This window comes from Streptomyces smaragdinus, from assembly GCF_009604385.1.
Lineage (GTDB): Bacteria > Actinomycetota > Actinomycetes > Streptomycetales > Streptomycetaceae > Streptomyces > Streptomyces smaragdinus.
In genome coordinates, this window is record NZ_WEGJ01000037.1 from 12,768 (window position 1) to 29,690 (window position 16,923).

At 70.7% G+C, this 16,923-nt stretch carries 20 protein-coding genes and 2 pseudogenes; 13 read left to right on the forward strand and 9 right to left on the reverse strand.

Going from position 1 to position 16,923, the window contains the following annotated elements:
* Positions 1-124 precede the first annotated feature (124 nt).
* The 3 genes and pseudogenes from SRB5_RS29240 to SRB5_RS29250 all read right to left on the reverse strand — a co-directional run.
* A pseudogene (locus tag SRB5_RS29240) lies at positions 125-280 on the reverse strand (type II toxin-antitoxin system Phd/YefM family antitoxin); the annotation flags it as partial.
* A complete protein-coding gene (locus tag SRB5_RS29245; protein ID WP_153456470.1) occupies positions 277-510 on the reverse strand; it encodes a DUF397 domain-containing protein in 234 nt (77 codons plus the stop codon). The pseudogene SRB5_RS29240 and the gene SRB5_RS29245, both read right to left, overlap by 4 nt.
* Positions 507-1,370, reverse strand: a complete 864-nt coding sequence (locus SRB5_RS29250) for a helix-turn-helix domain-containing protein (protein ID WP_323378682.1) — start codon at positions 1,368-1,370, stop codon at positions 507-509. The genes SRB5_RS29245 and SRB5_RS29250 overlap by 4 nt, the downstream gene beginning before the upstream one ends.
* 243 nt (positions 1,371-1,613) lie before the next feature.
* Between SRB5_RS29250 and SRB5_RS29255 the strand changes: the two genes are divergently transcribed.
* Positions 1,614-2,042 carry an ATP-binding protein gene (locus SRB5_RS29255; RefSeq protein ID WP_153456471.1) on the forward strand — a complete coding sequence of 143 codons (429 nt, stop codon included), beginning with the start codon at positions 1,614-1,616 and terminating at the stop codon, positions 2,040-2,042.
* A gap of 393 nt (positions 2,043-2,435) precedes the next feature.
* Positions 2,436-3,263: pseudogene (locus SRB5_RS29260) on the forward strand (tyrosine-type recombinase/integrase); the annotation flags it as partial.
* A gap of 66 nt (positions 3,264-3,329) precedes the next feature.
* On the opposite strand, the gene SRB5_RS29265 reads toward SRB5_RS29260, so the two are convergent.
* The gene (locus SRB5_RS29265) at positions 3,330-3,881 is read right to left on the reverse strand and encodes a hypothetical protein (RefSeq protein WP_194293068.1); all 552 of its coding nucleotides are present in this window, start codon (positions 3,879-3,881) and stop codon (positions 3,330-3,332) included.
* 153 nt (positions 3,882-4,034) lie between these two features.
* On the opposite strand from SRB5_RS29265, the gene hemL reads away from it, so the two are divergent.
* The 9 genes from hemL to SRB5_RS29310 all read left to right on the forward strand — a co-directional run bounded on the left by hemL (position 4,035) and on the right by SRB5_RS29310 (position 11,005).
* Positions 4,035-5,345 carry a glutamate-1-semialdehyde 2,1-aminomutase gene (hemL, locus tag SRB5_RS29270; protein WP_323378683.1) on the forward strand — a complete coding sequence of 437 codons (1,311 nt, stop codon included), beginning with the start codon at positions 4,035-4,037 and terminating at the stop codon, positions 5,343-5,345.
* 17 nt (positions 5,346-5,362) lie between these two features.
* On the forward strand, positions 5,363-6,064 hold the full coding sequence (locus tag SRB5_RS29275; protein ID WP_153456473.1) for a histidine phosphatase family protein: 702 nt from the start codon (positions 5,363-5,365) through the stop codon (positions 6,062-6,064).
* 86 nt (positions 6,065-6,150) lie between these two features.
* Positions 6,151-6,741 carry an ArsR family transcriptional regulator gene (locus SRB5_RS29280; RefSeq protein WP_153456474.1) on the forward strand — a complete coding sequence of 197 codons (591 nt, stop codon included), beginning with the start codon at positions 6,151-6,153 and terminating at the stop codon, positions 6,739-6,741.
* Positions 6,738-7,205, forward strand: a complete 468-nt coding sequence (locus SRB5_RS29285) for a hypothetical protein (protein WP_323378684.1) — start codon at positions 6,738-6,740, stop codon at positions 7,203-7,205. Before SRB5_RS29280 ends, SRB5_RS29285 begins: the two co-directional genes overlap by 4 nt.
* A gap of 94 nt (positions 7,206-7,299) precedes the next feature.
* Positions 7,300-7,830 (forward strand): GNAT family N-acetyltransferase, encoded by a 531-nt coding sequence (locus SRB5_RS29290; RefSeq protein WP_323378685.1) that lies wholly within the window; start codon positions 7,300-7,302, stop codon positions 7,828-7,830.
* A 198-nt stretch (positions 7,831-8,028) separates the two neighbouring features.
* Complete coding sequence (locus SRB5_RS29295) at positions 8,029-8,526, forward strand: DUF2617 family protein (RefSeq protein ID WP_153456475.1); 498 nt, start codon at positions 8,029-8,031, stop codon at positions 8,524-8,526.
* Positions 8,523-8,930 carry a DUF4247 domain-containing protein gene (locus SRB5_RS29300; protein WP_153456476.1) on the forward strand — a complete coding sequence of 136 codons (408 nt, stop codon included), beginning with the start codon at positions 8,523-8,525 and terminating at the stop codon, positions 8,928-8,930. The genes SRB5_RS29295 and SRB5_RS29300 overlap by 4 nt, the downstream gene beginning before the upstream one ends.
* Before the next feature lie 26 nt (positions 8,931-8,956).
* On the forward strand, positions 8,957-9,394 hold the full coding sequence (locus tag SRB5_RS29305; RefSeq protein ID WP_323378686.1) for a DUF350 domain-containing protein: 438 nt from the start codon (positions 8,957-8,959) through the stop codon (positions 9,392-9,394).
* 9 nt (positions 9,395-9,403) lie between these two features.
* Complete coding sequence (locus SRB5_RS29310) at positions 9,404-11,005, forward strand: polyamine aminopropyltransferase (protein ID WP_153456478.1); 1,602 nt, start codon at positions 9,404-9,406, stop codon at positions 11,003-11,005.
* Here the strand turns inward: SRB5_RS29310 and leuE are convergent.
* Both leuE and SRB5_RS29320 read right to left on the reverse strand, forming a co-directional pair.
* A complete protein-coding gene (leuE, locus tag SRB5_RS29315; protein ID WP_153456479.1) occupies positions 11,002-11,658 on the reverse strand; it encodes a leucine efflux protein LeuE in 657 nt (218 codons plus the stop codon). The genes SRB5_RS29310 and leuE overlap by 4 nt on opposite strands.
* A gap of 46 nt (positions 11,659-11,704) precedes the next feature.
* Positions 11,705-12,229: a MarR family winged helix-turn-helix transcriptional regulator gene (locus SRB5_RS29320; protein WP_153456480.1), complete on the reverse strand. Its 525-nt coding sequence runs from the start codon at positions 12,227-12,229 to the stop codon at positions 11,705-11,707.
* Positions 12,230-12,284: 55 nt separating this feature from the next.
* Here SRB5_RS29320 and SRB5_RS29325 point away from each other — a divergent pair, with 55 nt between their 5' ends.
* Together SRB5_RS29325 and SRB5_RS29330 are read left to right on the forward strand one after the other, a co-directional pair.
* Positions 12,285-13,004: an SDR family NAD(P)-dependent oxidoreductase gene (locus tag SRB5_RS29325; protein WP_323378687.1), complete on the forward strand. Its 720-nt coding sequence runs from the start codon at positions 12,285-12,287 to the stop codon at positions 13,002-13,004.
* 136 nt (positions 13,005-13,140) lie between these two features.
* A complete protein-coding gene (locus SRB5_RS29330) occupies positions 13,141-13,896 on the forward strand; it encodes a putative protein N(5)-glutamine methyltransferase (protein ID WP_323378688.1) in 756 nt (251 codons plus the stop codon).
* Here SRB5_RS29330 and SRB5_RS29335 read toward each other — a convergent pair.
* From SRB5_RS29335 to thrS, 3 genes are all read right to left on the reverse strand, one after another.
* Positions 13,884-14,519, reverse strand: a complete 636-nt coding sequence (locus SRB5_RS29335; protein WP_153456481.1) for a histidine phosphatase family protein — start codon at positions 14,517-14,519, stop codon at positions 13,884-13,886. The two genes, SRB5_RS29330 and SRB5_RS29335, sit on opposite strands and share 13 nt — an antisense overlap.
* A 151-nt stretch (positions 14,520-14,670) precedes the next feature.
* Positions 14,671-15,600: a glycoside hydrolase family 19 protein gene (locus SRB5_RS29340; RefSeq protein ID WP_153456482.1), complete on the reverse strand. Its 930-nt coding sequence runs from the start codon at positions 15,598-15,600 to the stop codon at positions 14,671-14,673.
* A gap of 121 nt (positions 15,601-15,721) precedes the next feature.
* Positions 15,722-16,909, reverse strand: a complete 1,188-nt coding sequence (gene thrS / locus SRB5_RS29345) for a threonine--tRNA ligase (protein ID WP_153456483.1) — start codon at positions 16,907-16,909, stop codon at positions 15,722-15,724.
* Between the last annotated feature and the right edge of the window lie 14 nt (positions 16,910-16,923).

A 16,923-nucleotide genomic window follows, 5' to 3' on the forward strand; every position in this document is an offset into this window, starting at 1 on the left:
CGGCCGGGCGAGCCAGTTCGGCGAGGGCCTCGGCGCGGTCGCTTGCGAGCACTCGTCGGCCCACCCGGTCACGCTCGACGGTCCGGCGCAGCCGTTCCGCCATGGCTGGCGAGCGCAGGAGGTAGTCGGTCTCCTCCAGTGCCTGGTACTCGGCAAGCGGGATGATCACCATGGGCTCGTCACCGGCTCTGGTGATCACCAGCTCCTCGGCGTCGTTCTCAACGGCGTCGAGGGCGTCGGCGATACCAGCGCGCAGTTCGGCGATACTCATCGCTCTCATGGCGCACCGGGATGACGTACATCGCCGAACTCACCTGACGCAGCGGCAGCGACGAACATTCGCAAGGACTCACGGGGGAACAGCAGGGCAGGCCCAGAAGGGTTCTTGCTGTCTCGTACCGCCCCCCGGTCCGCATCGACAACCGCCAGCTCGACGCACTGGGCGCCGGTGTCCGAGTAGCTGCTCTTCACCCACGTGACCATCAGAGTGGACGCGTTCTCAACGCTCATGAACTCTCCCTTATCCCTGTGATCAGCTTTGCCGACGCCTCGGTATCGAGCGCGCAGGTAGTGAGTCGCTGCCATGCGTCCCGATGAGCGGAGACCTGCTCACGGTCCTCGATGTACAGGGCAGACGTCAGCCCCTCGGTGTGTACGACATCAAGGTCGGCGTGCGCTCCGAAACCCAGCACGGTAAAGCTGCCCAACTGGCCCACGTGCACGGCGGCGTTGGAAGGCAGTACCTGAACGTCGACGTTCGGACGCTTCCCCATGGCGAGCAGGCGCGCCAGCTGATCGCGCATCAACCCCTCGACCGTCGACGACGACCTAAGAGCACCCTCGGCGATGATCGCCCTCAGCTTCAGCGGGTTGTCGCGGGTGAGAACTGCCTGACGGGCGAGGCGCACTTCGACGAGAGCGTCCACGCGGGCCTCGAGGGCCTCGGACAGCGCTGTCGCGTGGATGATCTCCCGTGCGTACTCGGCCGTGTGCAGCAGGCCGGGAATCGCCCCGACGTTCCAAGCCGAGACGGATTCTGCCTCAGCCTCCAGGCTGATCAGGTCCTCGTGGACGGGAGTGAGGACGCCGCGGTACGAATGCCACCATCCGCGCTGCGCACCCTCGCGGGTGAGAGTCAGTAACGCCGCGCGCAGCTCATCAGGGACTTCGCGGCCGGCCTCGACGTACAGGTCGAGGAGGGTATCGACATCCGCCGCCTTGGCGGCGCTCCGCGCTGTCTCGATGCGAGAGAGCTTCGAGGCCACGAACTCGCCGCCGCTCTTCTCCGCCACGTCGTCGAGCGTGAGATCACCCCGTAGCGCACGCAGCTTGGCGCCGAGGCGTCGCCTCCGCACGGTGGGTGCGCTCACGTCCGATCCCTTCCGACACTCGGCTGCCCCTCAGTCTGCCGTGATCGTCCGTTGTCTGTCACCCACGTTGCCGATGTGGCTGTGCACCCTCTCAAGTCGGCGTGCAATTTTCTACGTATCCTTGAAGTCGCTTGCACAGCGTGGTGATTGAGCGACACTCTGTAAAGGCAAGAACAGCGCGCATACCGGCTGCTGCTACGCAGGTCGGTAAGCGTGTCGACGGTTGCCCAAGAGGGGGCACGCATGACCGAAGTGAGACCAGAGCCATCCACCGAACACCCATCGGCGCCGCCGCCCGTACTGCTACTCCCGAGCGAGCCTCGGTCCGTGCGAACCGCCCGTCGGTACGTGCGTGAGGTCATGGACTACCGCATACCGACCGCGGCGCCCGCACGAGTCGATGACGTACTGCTGATCACCTCAGAGCTGGTCACCAATGCCGTCCGGTACGGCGGCGAACCCGGCGACAGTCTTACGGTTGCCTTGGTCCCGCTGACGGGAACGGTGCGCGTCGAGGTTCACGACACCGTGCGGCGCCGCCCTCGCCTCCGACCGGAATCCGCAGAACGCCAACGTGGGCGGGGTCTGTGGATCGTCGAGACACTGGCAAACCAGTGGGGCATGGACGACCGCCCACTGGGCAAGCTCGTGTGGGCGGTGGTCACTGTGTGATGGAGCTGCGAGTAGGACCCTCCCGATCACCAGGCCTGGGAGAAACCGCAACTCAGGGCCACACCAAGCAGTACAACTGATGCCCCGCCTCATGCAGCTTCTGCGCGAAGCCCTGCCACTCGTCGCAGGGCGCCGACCTGGGGACACGTGACAATCCGGCCGGTGACCAGCTCCAACTACCTCCAGTAGTTGGAGCTGGTCACCGGCGCTTTCGGGCCTCGTGTCCATGGATGCGTCTTGAAGGAGCCCACCCGCAACTCTCTCGCAAACCTGGAGTGACCCCCTGGGTTCCGACACATGGACGCCGGATGACTCGTCATCCGGAGGAAGTGATCCATGGTGGGAAACATGGCAAAGCGGAAGAATTATCCCGAAGAGTTCAAGCGGGATGCTCTGGACCTGGCCGTGGAGGACGGGTTGGTGGCCCGCAATCCGTGCCGGTCGAGCAGTGTCAGGCTGCCCCGGGAGGCCAAGAAGCCGGTCACCCCGTGGACCGTAGAGCGGGTCGAGGCCGTGATCGAGGCGCTGCCCCGACGGTTCCGGGCCGGTGGCTCGCTCGGCTTCGGGTGCGGGCTCCGGCAGGGGGAAATATTCGGCGTCGCCGTCGAGGACATCGATTTCCAGCGGAACACCGTCCACGTCCGGCGGCAGGTACGGCTGGTCCGTAGCAAGCAGGTTTTCGCTCTCCCCAAGGGCGAGAAACTCCGGACCGTGCCGCTGCCGGATGCGATAGCCGAGGTTCTGACCCGGCACATGAAAAATTTCCCGCCGGTCAGCGTGACTCTGCCGTGGGGCAAGCCAGGCGAGGAGCCGCGCACGTTCCGGCTTCTCTTCACGACCGTCAAGGACGGCGCGTACAACCGCAGCGTCTTCAACATGGGCGACTGGAAGCGCGCCCTGGTCGCGGCCGGTGTGATCCCGCCGCGCGAGCGCGGTGCGAGATATCTGGCCGCCGCCCCGGCCGACGGCATGCACGCCCTGCGGCACGCCTACGCGTCCGTGCTCCTCGACGCCGGCGAGAGCGTGAAGGCGCTCTCCGAGTACCTGGGACACAGCGACCCCGGGTTCACGCTGCGGACGTACACCCACCTGATGCCGCAGAGCGAGTCGCGCACGCGGACAGCCATCGACGCCGTGATGCGCGGCGGCCGGGGCACGGAACAGGGCACACACGGTGAAGATCACTTACGCATGTGCCCTCAATGTGCCCTGGCGGCCTGAAAGCCGCTCCGGAATGACCACCGATCACGCTCTGATCGGATCACTCAGACAACAAGAAACAGCAGGTCACGGCCACACCAGGCAATAAAGCTGATGCCCCGCCTCATGCAGCCGCTCCGCGAAGTCCTGCCACTCGTGCAGCATCCGGTACACCTCGAACGCGTCGCGCGGGCCGCCGCGGTCCGGGACCGTGGACCAGATGAAGGCCGCCGCGCCGACCGTTTCCTCGCCGATGCCGCGCAGGGGGTCGACGACCGTCATGGGGAGCTTGACCACCGCGTAGTCGGGGTGGAGGACGACCAGCTCCAGCGGGGGGACCTTGTGCAGGGGTATGCCCTCGATGCCCGTGAGGACCATCGCGGCCATCGTCTCCGGCTTGACCTTCGCGAAGAGGCCGCCCTGGCCGAGTTCGTCGCCGCCGAGCTCGTCGGGGCGCATCGAGATCGGCACGCGGGCCGCCGTCGCGCCGTCGGGGGCGCCGAAGTAGCGGTACGTGACGCCCATGCGTCCGGGTCTGCTCACGCTCGGTGTGTCCGCGTCCCGCCGATGGCGGCCAGGCTTGGAGCGCCGGGGACCCCGGTCATTCGTGCCCTCACCGACTTCGCCACCGCGATGCATATCTCCACCCGACCGCTCATTTCAGGCAACGCTACCCCCGTCGCGCAACCCGATCATCGTCTCAGAGACATCCCCAGTGCAGCGACCCTGAAACGCCCGGGTTCCGGAAGACCCCGCGGGGGATTCGTCCGCGCCTCTGAGAAACTGGGCCACGTGACATATTCGTACCAGGCCCCAGTCTCGCAGACCCTCTTCGACCGCGCGGTCCTCGTGACGCCCGGCGGCGTCAACTCTCCCGTCCGTGCCTTCCGCGCCGTGGGGGGAACGCCCCGGTTCATGGTGTCCGGTACGGGTCCGTATCTCACGGACGCCGACGGCCGGGAGTACGTCGACCTCGTGTGCTCCTGGGGTCCCATGATCCTCGGCCACGCCCATCCCGAGGTGATCGCCGCCGTGCAGGCGGCCGTCGCCAAGGGCACCTCCTTCGGCACCCCGGGTGAGGGCGAGGTGGCTCTCGCGGAGGAGATCGTCGCCCGTATCGCGCCGGTTGACCAGGTACGTCTGGTCTCCAGCGGGACGGAGGCGACGATGTCCGCGATCCGGCTCGCGCGGGGGTTCACCGGGCGGGCCAAGGTGGTGAAGTTCGCCGGGTGCTACCACGGGCACGTCGACGCGCTGCTCGCCGCCGCCGGCTCCGGCGTGGCGACCTTCGGGCTGCCGGACACCCCCGGTGTCACGGGGGCGCAGGCCGGGGAGACGGTCGTCCTGCCGTATAACAATTTGGCAGCCGTGCGCGCCGCCTTCGCCGCCCACCCCGGCGAGATCGCCTGCGTGATCACCGAGGCGTCCCCGGGGAACATGGGCGTGGTCCCGCCGGCGCCCGGGTTCAACCAGGGGCTGAAGGACCTGTGCGCCCAGAACGGGGCCCTGTACATCTCCGACGAGGTGATGACGGGCTTCCGTACGTCGAAGGCCGGCTGGTACGGCGTGGACGGTGTCGCCCCCGACCTGATGACGTTCGGCAAGGTCATGGGCGGCGGCTTCCCGGCCGCCGCGTTCGGCGGGCGCGCAGACGTCATGGGGCACCTCGCCCCCGCGGGGCCGGTGTACCAGGCGGGGACGCTGTCCGGTAACCCCGTCGCCACGGCCGCCGGGCTGGCGCAGCTGCGGCTGCTGGACGACGCGGCGTACGAGAAGGTCAACATCGCGTCGCTGGAGATCCAGGCGCTGGTGACCGGGGCGCTGAGCAAGGAGGGCGTGGCGCACCAGGTGCAGACGGCGAGCAACATGTTCTCCGTCTTCTTCACGGACCAGCCGGTGACCGACTTCGCGGACGCCAAGGCCCAGGAGGCGTTCCGCTTCACCGCCTTCTTCCACTCGATGCTCGCGGACGGCGTCTATCTGCCGCCGTCGGCGTTCGAGTCCTGGTTCGTCTCGACCACCCACGACGACGCCGCGATCGAGCGGATCGCCGCCGCCCTGCCGGCCGCCGCCCGCGCGGCCGCCGAAGCCACCGCCGACTGACGGGACCCACGACATCCATGAACGCTGACATCACGGTGGTGCACCTCATGCGCCACGGCGAGGTGCACAACCCGGACGGCGTGCTGTACGGGCGCGCCCCGGGCTATCACCTCTCCGACCTGGGCCGGCGGATGGCCGACCGGGTCGCCGAGCACCTGGCGGACCGCGACATCACGTACGTCGTGTCGTCCCCGCTGGAGCGCGCCCAGGAGACCGCCGCGCCGACCGCGAAGAGCCACGGGCTGGACGTGGCGTCCGACGAGCGGCTGATCGAGGCGGGGAACGTCTTCGAGGGCAAGAAGTTCGGCGTCGGCGACGGGGCGCTGCGCAAGCCGGGCAACTGGCGGTACTTCACCAACCCGTTCAAGCCGTCGTGGGGCGAGCCGTACATCGACATCGTCGTACGGATGACTGCGGCGCTGGACGCGGCGAAGGACGCGGCGCGGGGGCACGAGGCGCTGTGCGTGTCGCACCAGCTGCCGATCTGGACGGTGCGCTCGTTCGTGGAGCGCCGCCGGCTGTGGCACGACCCGCGCTCGCGGCAGTGCACGCTGGCGTCGCTGACGTCCTTCACGTACGAGGGCGACAAGATCGTCTCCGTCGGCTACACGGAGCCGGCCCGCGACCTGGTCCCGGCCCATCTCCTGGCGGGCGCCCAGCGCCGCATCGGCCGCGGCGCGATCCGGGGCGCGGCGGCGAACCAGCCGCCGGAGGACTGAGAGGCAGCCAAGCGCGTTCGATTACGAAACGTGTTCAACTTATCTCGGATTGTCATCTTCATTGGGCGCACGATACCCTGCGTCCAATGAAGATTTCCCCGCCTCTGCTCCCCATCCTTCGCTCACGCCTCCAGGGCGAACTGCTGGCCCGCATCCTGCTCCATCCTGAGCACGAGTACAGCCTCACCGACCTCGCTTCCGAGCTCGGCGCCTCTCATACGGCTGTCCTTCGCGAGGTGACCCGGCTCGTGGACGGGGGCATCCTCTCGGACCGCCGGGTCGGGCGGGCACGGCTCGTCAGCGCCCGGCAGGACACCCCCCTGACCGGGCCTCTCACTGACCTGATGATGGTCACCTTCGGCCCCGTGCCGGTGCTGACCGCCGCACTGAGTGATGTGCCTGGGGTCAGGCACGCCTTTGTGTACGGCTCCTGGGCCGCCCGATACGAGGGGGAGCCCGGTGCGCTGCCCAGAGATGTGGATGTGCTGGTCGTCGGCGACCCGGATGCGGATGAGATCTTCGACGCCGGCGAGGAAGCGTCGCGCCGTCTGAAGCGCGAGGTGAACATTCACCGCGTGACCGAGGCGGCCTGGGCCGGCAACACGGACGACCCCTTCCTGACGAGCGTACGAGAGCGCCCCCTCGTTGAACTGAACCTGCGCCAGGAGAACGTGTGAACCGGTGGGACCAAGGCCGTACAACGATCGACTCCCTCCTCGCGGAAGGGAGAATGGAGCGGGTTCCGGCATCACAGGAGGCTGCCGAACTCGAGTTGGCACGGGCCCGTACACACCTCGAATCCGCCCGGCAGTTGCAGTCCCTGGACCCTGAGGGTGCCTACACCCTCGCGTACGACGCCGCCCGCAGGGCGCTGGCCGCCGTGCTGCAGAATCAGGGACTGCGCGCCACCAGCAGGGGCGGCCACACGGCTGTCTACGAGTCCGTACGAGCCCAACTGGACCCGCCTCTCGGCAATCTCCTGCGCCCGTTCAACCGAATGCGGGCACGGCGGAACGAAGTCGAGTACCGGTCTGCGGAGGCACCGTCAGTGACAGCCGAGGAGGTGTCGGCGGACATCCCCAAGGTTCGAGCCCTCATCGAACTCGCCGAGAAGGCAATCCCGAACATGCCGCGGTACTGACGCCTGCGTCTCCCGCGCCCGGCCCCGTAATTCCCTGGCCACCATGGGAGGCCCCTGCCTATCCTCGCCCTCACTCAGGTGAAGGGAAGACACCGTGCACGAAGTCCGGGCCGCCGGGCCCGCGGACGCCGGGGCCATCGGGGCGCTGCACGCCGACAGTTGGCGGCGGCACTATCGCGGGGCCTTCGCCGATCACTTCCTCGACGGGGACGTCGTCACCGACCGGCGGGAGCTGTGGGCGGCACGGCTGGCGGAGCCGGGGCGCAGTGAGACGTTCCTCCTGGAGGACGCGGAGGGCGTCGCCGGGTTCGTCCACGTGATCTTCGACCGCGATCCGCGGTGGGGCAGCTTCGTCGACAATCTGCATGTACGGAACGACCTGCGCCGCGGCGGCCTCGGCTCCGTCCTCCTCACCCACGCCGGCCGGGCGGTACGCGAGCACGCCGCGAGCCCCGCCACGTATCTCTGGGTGCTCGCCCAGAACGAGCCCGCGCGGCGGTTCTACGAGCGCCTCGGCGGCGTCCCCGTCGAACACGGCACCGCCTCGGACCCCGGCGGCGTCCCCGGCCGGCTCAACGGGGCGCCCCCGACCCTGCGGATGGCGTGGCCCGAAGGCGTCGGCTGACCGGGAGCACACCGACCCCACCGCCGTCCCGCGAACCGGCCCCCAACCCCCGTAAAGAGGGAGGCCGTCAGCACCGGGTACCGGAGGATCCGGCATCCACGCTGGCCAAACGGGGCGACGTGTTCCGGCCACTTAAATCCCACCCGTCCCTGTGCCATACTCGGCGCCGCTCGTAGCACAATCCGACCGGGGGGCCCGATGGACGCCATTTCCCTGGAAGCCCCCTATCTGGACAGCGACGCGGACCAGCTCTGCTTCTCGCTCGACCTGTCCGAGCGGCCCGCGCTGGCCGAACGCGCGCTGACCGCGGGCGGCTTCGACGTCACGATGCGGCTGCTCGGCGCCTCGCACCAGGTGTTCGCCGGGCCCGTACGGGAGACCGTGGCCTGTCTGCCGGGCACCGTGGCGGGGCTGCCGGCCACGTTCACCCGGTCGTCGGCGGGCTGGACGTACGACTTCGGCGCGCACACCCGGCGGCTGCCACCCGAGACGTTCGGCGTGCGGGTGGCCGAAGTCCTCAAGCGGGCGGCCGACACCGAGGAGAGCCTGTGCGGCGTCTTCCCCGGCTCCCCCGAGGCCGTCACGGCGGTCGTCCTCGAGGCGGGCGGCGGCGGGCGGCTCGTCTGGCGCACCTGGCACACGTATCCGCAGTCCCGCCAGATCGTATCGACGTACACCCGGCTGGAGGCCCGATGATCAGCGCCCGACTCCTGCGCGGGGCGGTGGCGGCCGCGACCGCCGCGGTCCTGCTCACCGCCTGCTCGTCCGACAACGGGGCCGCGGTGCCGCGGGACTGGATCGGTGACACCTACGACGCGGGCGGCCTCGGCTGGATCGACCGCGACAGCTCGCCGGCCCAGGTCGCCGCGGCGATCGACGACAAGAGCTCCGCGCTGGACCGCACCACCGGCGGCGGGATGGAACTCATGCGGTACAGCGACGACATGGTGACCGTCAGCCCGTACCAGGGCGGCGGCAGCCAAATAGAGATCGACGACTACCGCAACGGCTACCACCGCCACCAGTCGTACGTCGGCGGCATCTGGCCCGACCCGGACAGCGAGAGCTTCCGCGGCGGCGGCCCCGGCGAAGGCAAATAACCCCCGACCCACAGAAAGGCACAGCAGTGACCGACATATTCGAGTCGGCCGGTCAGGCCCTCCTCTACGGACTCGTGGGTCTCGCCGTGATGGCGGTCGGCTTCATCGCCCTCGACCTCGTCACGCCCGGCAAGCTCTTCCACGTGGTGTGGACCGAGCGCAACCGCGGCGCGGCCGTGCTGCTGGGCAGCCAGTCCGTCGCCGTCGGCCTGGTCATCGACGAGGCGATCCGGGCCAGCGAGTCCGAACAGGGCCTCGGGTACGGGCTGTTCAGCACGCTGCTGTACGGGCTGGCCGGCGTCGTCGTGATGACGGTCGTCGGCATCGTCATCGGCCTGATCACCCCGGGCCAGATGGGCGCCACGGTGTTCGAGGACAACGACGGACGCCCGCATCCGGCCGCCTGGGTGCAGGCTGCCATGTACCTGGGGACTGCCTTCATGATCGGTGCCGCGTTGTCGTAGCGTCACCCCATGGCCAGCACCGCCTTGCGCGAACCCCCCGTAGCCGCGGCCCCCGCCGACCGCCCCCCGGAGTACTCCCGGGGGGCGCGTTTCCTGCTGCTGCTGTCCGTCTTCCTGTGCGCCGCCTGCGGTCTGGTGTACGAGCTGGCGCTGACGGCGCTGGGGAGTTACCTCATCGGCAACTCCGTGACGCAGACGTCCGTCGTCATCTCGGTGATGGTCTTCGCGATGGGCGTCGGCTCACTGGCCGCCAAGCCGCTGCGGCGCCGGGCGGTGGGCGCGTTCGCGGTACTGGAGGGCGTGCTGGCGCTGGCCGGCGGGCTGTCGGTGCTGGGGCTGTACGTGGCGTTCGCGTGGCTGCAGCTGTACACGCCGGCGATGGTCGTGATCGCGCTGGTGGTGGGGCTGCTCATCGGGGCGGAGATACCGCTGCTGATGACGATGCTGCAGCGGATCCGGCGCCAGGAGGCGGGCAGCGCGGTCGCCGACCTGTTCGCCGTGGACTACATCGGGGCGCTGGTCGGCGGGCTGTGCTTCCCGTTCGTGCTGCTGCCGGCGTTCGGCCAGCTGAAGGGCGCGCTGGTGGTGGGCGCGGTGAACGCGGTGGCCGGGGTCATCGTGGTCGTGTTCATCTTCCGGCGGCAGCTGCGGCGGAAGGTGTGGGCGGGGCTGCTCGCCGGGGTGACGGTGGTGCTCGGGGTGCTGGGCACGGCGTACGCGGGGGCGGACGAGCTGGAGGTCACCGCGCGCCAGCAGATGTACCGGGATCCGATCATCCACGCCGAGACCACCCCGTACCAGGAGATCGTCGTCACCAGGGCGACGGCGTTCACGGGGGAGCCGGACATGCGGCTCTTCCTCAACGGGGACCTGCAGTTCAGCTCCGTCGACGAGTACCGTTACCACGAGTCGCTGGTGCATCCGGCGCTGTCGCGGGCCCGCTCCGAGGTGCTGATCATGGGCGGCGGGGACGGGCTGGCGCTGCGGGAGGTGCTGCGGTACGACGACGTACGGCATGTCACGCTCGTCGATCTGGACCCGGCGATGACCCGGCTGGGGCGGGAGTTCGCGCCGCTGCGGGAGCTCAACGACGACTCGCTGCACGACCCCCGGGTCCGGGTGGTCAACGCGGACGCCTTCACCTGGCTGCGGAACGCGCGGAGCACGTACGACGCAGTGATCATCGACTTCCCGGACCCGGACTCGGCGGCGCTGGCGAAGCTGTACTCGGTGGAGTTCTACCACCTGCTCGGGCAGGTGCTGACGCCGCGCAGCCAGGTCATGGTGCAGAGCGGGTCGCCGTTCTTCGCACCCAGGACGTACTGGTCGATCGCCCGGACCATCGGGGCGGCGGGGTACGCCACGACCGAGTTCCAGGTGGACGTGCCGAGCTTCGGGAACTGGGGGTTCGTGCTGGCCGCGCCCGGCGGCGGGAAGCCTCCGGCGCTGCGGCTGCCGGCCGCGGCGCCGAAGCTGCGGTATCTGGACGACGCGGTGCTGAAGGCGGCGACGGTGTTCCCGGTGGACCGGCGGCGGACCGACGTACGGCCGAGCACGCTGATGGATCCGGCGGTGCTGGAGTATGTGCTCGACGAGTGGAAGAACTACTAGGCGGCTTCCACGAGGGACAACTTCACCGCGAAGCCCAGGAACGCCGCGCCCGCGCCGGCCGTGACGCCCGCCTTCAGGCGGTGGCGGGAGCGGAAGACGGCGGCCAGGCGGGTGCCGCCGAAGATCAGCAGGGTGAGGTAGGCGAGGCTGAAGAGCTGCGCCCACACGCCCAGGAACAGGAACGCCAGGGCCGGCTGCCCGTACGACGGATCCACGAACTGCACGAAGAAGGACACGAAGAACAGGATCGCCTTCGGGTTCAGCAGGGACACCACGAACGCCCGCCGGAACGGGTTCTCCGCCTTCGGCCCCACGCCACCGCCCGCCGCCTTCGACAGCCGCGCCCCGTGCGAGCGCCACAGCCGCCACGCGCCGCGCAGCATCCCGAACGCCAGCCACGACAGATACCCGGCGCCCGCCCACTTCACCACGGCGAACGCGGCGGGGCTGGCCTGCAGCAGCGACGCCACACCGCCCGCGGACAGGGCCATCAGGACCGTGTCACCGCACATCACGCCGCCGACCGCCGTATAGCCGGCGCGGACCCCGCGGCGGGCGGCGGTGGACAGGACGTACAGCGAGTTCGGACCCGGGAGCAGGACGATCAGGGCCAGGCCCACGAGGTACGTCGGAAGATCGGTGACACCAAACATCGGGCCAGATTGCCACCCGTGAGGCGATTTATCGAACCCTGTTTCGCTATACGGACGGATCATCGGCGAGCCGCCGCCGCACGTCTGCCCCGAGTTTGTCCAACAGGGCCACCAGCGCGGCCCTTTCCCCCTCGGTGAGCCCCGCGACCAGCGACGCCTCCCGCCCCAGCACCCGGTCGACGGAGCGCTCGATCAGCCGGTGCCCCTCGTCGGTGAGCGTGACGACGACCGTCCGGCGGCCCGTCGTGCCCGGCGAGCGGCGGACCAGGCCCTCGCGCTCGGCGCGGGCCACGCGCTGGGAGATCGCCCCCGCGGTGACCAGGGTGCGGTCGGCGAGCTCGCGGGTCGTCAGGGCGTACGGGGGGCCGGAGCGGCGGATCACGGAGAGCAGGTCGAGGGTGGCGGCGTCGATGCCGGCGGCGCGCAGGACGCGGGCGCGGTCGTCGGTGAAGAGCTTCGCCAGGCGCCACAGGGGGGTGACGATCTCGATGGAGTCCGTGGGCGTGCCGGGGCGCTCGCGCTGCCAGGCGGCGGCGATCTCGGCGGCGGGGTAGGGGGGTCGGGGTTCCATTCGGCTCCTCGAGGGCTTACGTTTAGATCTAAACGTATCAGTCGGGGAGGGTGTTGTGGAGCGTTCAGTGCTGGTCACCGGAGGGTCGGGCGGGCTGGGCCGGGCCATCGCGGGGCGGTTCGCCGCCGACGGGGCGTCCGTGGTGATCACCGGGCGGCGGGCGGAGCCCCTGGCGCTGGCGGCCAAGGAGCTGGGGGTCCGGGGGGAGGTGTGCGACGCGACGGATCCGGCGCGGGTCGCGGCACTGGCCGGGAGGCTGGGGTCGCTGGACGTGCTGGTCAACGCGGCCGGCGGGCTGCCGGAGGCCGACGGCTCGGGGGCGCCGCTGGAGACGCTGCTGGCGCAGTGGCACTCCAGCCTGGCGCGAAATCTCCTGGGCGCGGTGCTGACGACGGCGGCCGTACGGGACCTGCTGGCGGCCGGGGACGGCGGGGCGGTGATCAGCATCGGGTCGATCGGGGCCGAGCGGCGGGGCGGTTCGTACGGCGCGGCGAAGGCGGCGCTGGCGGCGTGGAACGCGTCGTATTCGGCGGAGGTGGGTCCGCTGGGGATCACCGCCAACGTGATCGCGGCGGGATATGTGGCCGGCACGGACTTCTTCCGCGGCGGGATGACGCCCGAGCGGCACGCGGCGCTGCTGGCGGAGGCGCACGACGGGCGGGCGGGGACGCCGGCGGACATCGCGGAGACGGCCTTCTTCCTGGCGTCGAAGGGGGCGCGGCATCTGACGGGGCAGACGGTGCATGTGAACGGCGGGGCGTTCACTACGCGGTGAGGGGGCGCTTCGGCGGGGGGCGGGCGGGCCGGCGCCGGGCGTCCCGGGTCCGGCGGTTCGCCGCCGGCGGGGCGACCCCGGCCCGGCGGCCGAAATCCCGTGTCCGTCCCCCGGCCGGGGGTGATAAGCAGACCCCGTGGAAGAAGATCTCGTCGTACGTCTCCGTGCCGCCGGCTGTGTGTTCGCCGAGGAGGAGGCGCGGCTGCTGCTCGAGGCCGCCGGGGGTGACGCCCTCGAGGCGCTGGTGCGCCGCCGGGTCGGCGGGGAGCCGCTGGAGTACGTGGTGGGGTGGGCCCAGTTCGCCGGGCTGCAGGTCGTGGTGGCGGAGGGGGTGTTCGTGCCGCGCCGGCGCAGTGAGTTCCTCGCCCGGTGTGCGGCGGACCTCGCGCGCCCCGGGGATGTGGTGGTGGACCTCTGCTGCGGTGCGGGCGCGGTGGGGGCCGCCGTCGCGGCGTGGGTGCCGGGGGTCTCGCTGCACGCGGCGGACGTCGACCCCGCCGCCGTGGCCGTGGCCCGGCGCAACGTCCCCGGGGCGGTGTACGAGGGCGACCTCTACGCCGCCCTCCCCGGGGAGCTGCGGGGGCGGGTGGACGTGCTGGTGGCCAACGCCCCGTACATCCCCACCGGCGAGATCCCGCTGCTCCCCGCGGAGGCCCGGCTGTACGAGCCGCCCGTGGCCCTCGACGGGGGCGACGACGGGCTCGACGTCCAGCGGCGGATCGCGGCGGGTGCCGCGGGGTGGCTGGCGCCGGGCGGCACGCTGCTGATCGAGACGAGCGAGCGCCAGGCCCCGCTGACCGTGGCGGCGTTCGAGGCCGGGAGGCTTGAGGCGCGCGTGGAGACGTGCGAGGACCTGGCGGCGACGGTGGTGCTCGGGAGTCACGCCGCCTGAGGGAAGCCCGTCCAGCGCAGCTCCGACGGCAGGTGGCTCATGTCGTTCAGGAGCAGCAGCGACGCCGGGCGGCCCGGCGCGTAACGGATCACCGTCAGCGCGGCGTTGCAGGTGTTCAGGCCCAGCCAGCGCCAGGGGCGGGCGCCCATCGCGGCCCGTACCAGCCAGCCGATCAGGAAGTTGTGCGTGACGACGAGCTCGTGGCGGTCCGCGTCGCCCTCCACCGGCCCGGTGAACCGCTGCAGCGCGTCGCGGGCGAGGACGGGGCCGTGGGCGCGTTCGTCGTCGGTGGCGTCGCCGAGGAGGCGGAGGTACTTGTCGGCGGAGTCCGCGGGGAGTTCGTCGCGGGTGGGGAAGTACGGGACGTAGTCGCCGGCCGCCTCGTCGGACCGTACCGGCACGGCGTCCAGCTCCGAGGCCGCGAGCCGCGCCGTCTGTTCCGCGCGTTCCAGGGGGCCGTGGTGGACGGCCGTCAGCGGGATGTCACGCAGCCGCTGCCCCAGGAGCTGCGCCTGCCACCGGCCGCGGTCGGACAGCCCGCCGTTCTCGGAGACGGCTTCGGCGTGGCGGACGAGGTACAGGTGGCGGGTGGCGGAGTGGTCTGTGTGGTCTGCGTTGTTCATGTGCACGTGCTCCCCGAGTGTCCCGATCATGCGATCTGTACGGACGCCCGGGGAGCACGGGTGGTTCCCCATCAGGGGGCAAACGTGATCAACACTGCATCTTCTCGGGGGATAACCCCCCGGGCCCCCAGCCGGGGCCCGGGAACCGGGTTCAGCAGCTCAGGTTGCTGCCCGCCGTCGTCCCCAGGATCCCGACGAAGCTCTGGTAACTGTTGATCCGGCTCTGCACCTGCGCCGGGTTGCCCCCGTTGCACTCGAGCGTGCCGTTGATCGAGCGGATCGTCTCGCCGAAGCCCGCGCCGTTGACCATCGCGGTGTGGCCGGACATCGTGCCCGGGCCGCTCTGCGTCATCCAGTACCACAGGCCCGTCTGCCAGGCGACGGCCGGCTCGCGCTCCACCCGGTAGGGGTTGGTGAGCAGGTCGAGGCCGAGGGCGTCGCCGGCGGCCTTGTAGTTGAAGTTCCAGCTCAGCTGGATCGGACCGCGGCCGTAGTACGCGGCCTGGCCGGCGGGGCAGCCGTACGACTGGCTCGTGTCGCAGTAGTGCGGGTAGTTGGCCGTGTTCTGCTCCACGACGTAGACCAGTCCGCCGGTCTCGTGCGCGACGTTGGCGAGGAACGCGGCGGCCTCACGGCGCTTGGTCGTGTCGTCGCCGGTGTTCGCGAAGGCGGGGTAGGACTTGGTGGCCTGGACCAGGCCGGCGTAGGTGTAGAAGCTGTTCCGGCTCGGGAACATCTGGTTGAACTGGGCCTCGGTAACGATGAATCCTCCCGGTGCGGGCGTCGTGGGACCCGGGCCCGGGTCCGTGCCGCCGCCGCAGGTGCCCTGGTCGGACCAGACGCCCCACTGACCGGTCGTACCGGGCTCCTCGCCCGTCGTCCACCACTTGGCCTGCCAGTTGTGGCCGTTGTGGGAGACGGCCTGGCCACCGGTGTAGACCTGGGTACGGGCCCAGGCCGCGGCGCAGGTGGCGGCGCTGGCGGTGGCCGCGTTGAGCACGGGCACCAGCACCGCGAGCAGCGCGGCCGCGGCGAGGGACGACAGCAGGGTCTTGAGCCTTCTGGAACGCCTGCGGGGCATGGCGGTCACTTCCTGTCTCTGTGGGGGATTGCCGTCCCCATGGGCCCGTCACGTCCCACGGGGGTTGGCATGAGAGACAAGCGTAATGGTCTGGACCTGTCAAGGTCTGGACCAATTCCCGTCAGATCCGGCACTCCTCCCGTACGAACTCCACCGCCTCCCCCACCGGCATCGGATCGAGCCGCCGCCCGTCCCGCAGCCGCAGCGCGACCTGCCCCGACGCCGCCTCCCGCGGCCCGATCACCGCCTGGAACGGCACCAGCCGCGCCTCCCGGACCCGCGCCCCCAGGGTCCCCCGGTCCGCGGCGTGGAGCGCGGGCCGCAACCCGGCGTCCAGACACCGCTGTACGAAGTCACCGGCCGCCGCCTCCCCCAGCGGCAGCACCGCCACCTGCACCGGCGCCAGCCACCCCGGGAAACGCCCCTGATGGGCCTCGATCAGATACGCCACCGCCCGCTCGATGGACCCGACGATCGCCCGGTGCACCATCACCGGCCGGTGCGCCTTGCCGTCCGGGCCGGTGTACTCCAGCCCGAAGCGCTCCGGCTGGTGGAAGTCGACCTGCACGGTGGAGAGGGTGAACTCCCGCCCGCCCGCGTCCTCGACCTGTACGTCGATCTTCGGCCCGTAGAACGCCGCCTCTCCCTCGGCCTCCTCGTAGGCCGGCCCGGACGCGTCCAGCACCCCGCGCAGGGCGGCGACGGCCCGGCGCCACATCGGCGGGTTGTCGACGTACTTGCCGCCCTCCCCCGGCAGCGACAGCCGGTAGCGGGCGGGCTTGACGCCCATGTCGGCGTACGCCCGCTCGATCAGGCGCAGCGCGGCCAGGGCCTCGCCCTCGATCTGGTCGGGGGCGCAGAAGACGTGGGCGTCGTTGAGCTGCATGGCGCGGACGCGGGAGAGGCCGCCGAGGACGCCGGAGAGCTCGGAGCGGTGCTGGCCGCCGATCTCGGCGATACGGAGGGGGAGTTCGCGGTAGCTGTGTTCGCGGGAGCGGTAGATGAGGGCGTGGTGGGGGCAGAGGCTGGGGCGGAGGACGAATTGCTCGCCCCCTACCTCCATCGGCGGGAACATGTCGTCGGCGTAGTGCTCCCAGTGGCCGGAGATCTCGTACAGCTCGCGTTTGGCGAGGACGGGTGAGTACACGCGGTGGTAGCCCGCGCGGTGTTCGACTCCGGCGATGTACGACTCCAGCGCCTGGCGCAGGGCGGCGCCGGCGGGGAGCCAGTACGGGAGTCCGGCGCCGATGAGCGGGTCGGTGCCGAAGAGGTCGAGCTCGCGGCCGAGACGGCGGTGGTCCTTGGGCATGGTGGTCGCTCCTC

Coding starts and splice junctions, on each gene's coding strand:
- SRB5_RS29255 (WP_153456471.1), top strand. CDS start 1,614: ATGACCGAAGTGAGACCAGAGCCATCCACCGAACACCCATCGGCGCCG.
- SRB5_RS29280 (WP_153456474.1), top strand. CDS start 6,151: ATGAAGATTTCCCCGCCTCTGCTCCCCATCCTTCGCTCACGCCTCCAG.
- SRB5_RS29295 (WP_153456475.1), top strand. CDS start 8,029: ATGGACGCCATTTCCCTGGAAGCCCCCTATCTGGACAGCGACGCGGAC.
- SRB5_RS29310 (WP_153456478.1), top strand. CDS start 9,404: ATGGCCAGCACCGCCTTGCGCGAACCCCCCGTAGCCGCGGCCCCCGCC.
- SRB5_RS29340 (WP_153456482.1), bottom strand. CDS start 15,600: ATGCCCCGCAGGCGTTCCAGAAGGCTCAAGACCCTGCTGTCGTCCCTC.
- SRB5_RS29335 (WP_153456481.1), bottom strand. CDS start 14,519: ATGAACAACGCAGACCACACAGACCACTCCGCCACCCGCCACCTGTAC.
- SRB5_RS29245 (WP_153456470.1), bottom strand. CDS start 510: ATGAGCGTTGAGAACGCGTCCACTCTGATGGTCACGTGGGTGAAGAGC.
- SRB5_RS29300 (WP_153456476.1), top strand. CDS start 8,523: ATGATCAGCGCCCGACTCCTGCGCGGGGCGGTGGCGGCCGCGACCGCC.
- SRB5_RS29275 (WP_153456473.1), top strand. CDS start 5,363: ATGAACGCTGACATCACGGTGGTGCACCTCATGCGCCACGGCGAGGTG.
- SRB5_RS29320 (WP_153456480.1), bottom strand. CDS start 12,229: ATGGAACCCCGACCCCCCTACCCCGCCGCCGAGATCGCCGCCGCCTGG.
- thrS (WP_153456483.1), bottom strand. CDS start 16,909: ATGCCCAAGGACCACCGCCGTCTCGGCCGCGAGCTCGACCTCTTCGGC.
- SRB5_RS29265 (WP_194293068.1), bottom strand. CDS start 3,881: ATGCATCGCGGTGGCGAAGTCGGTGAGGGCACGAATGACCGGGGTCCC.
- leuE (WP_153456479.1), bottom strand. CDS start 11,658: ATGTTTGGTGTCACCGATCTTCCGACGTACCTCGTGGGCCTGGCCCTG.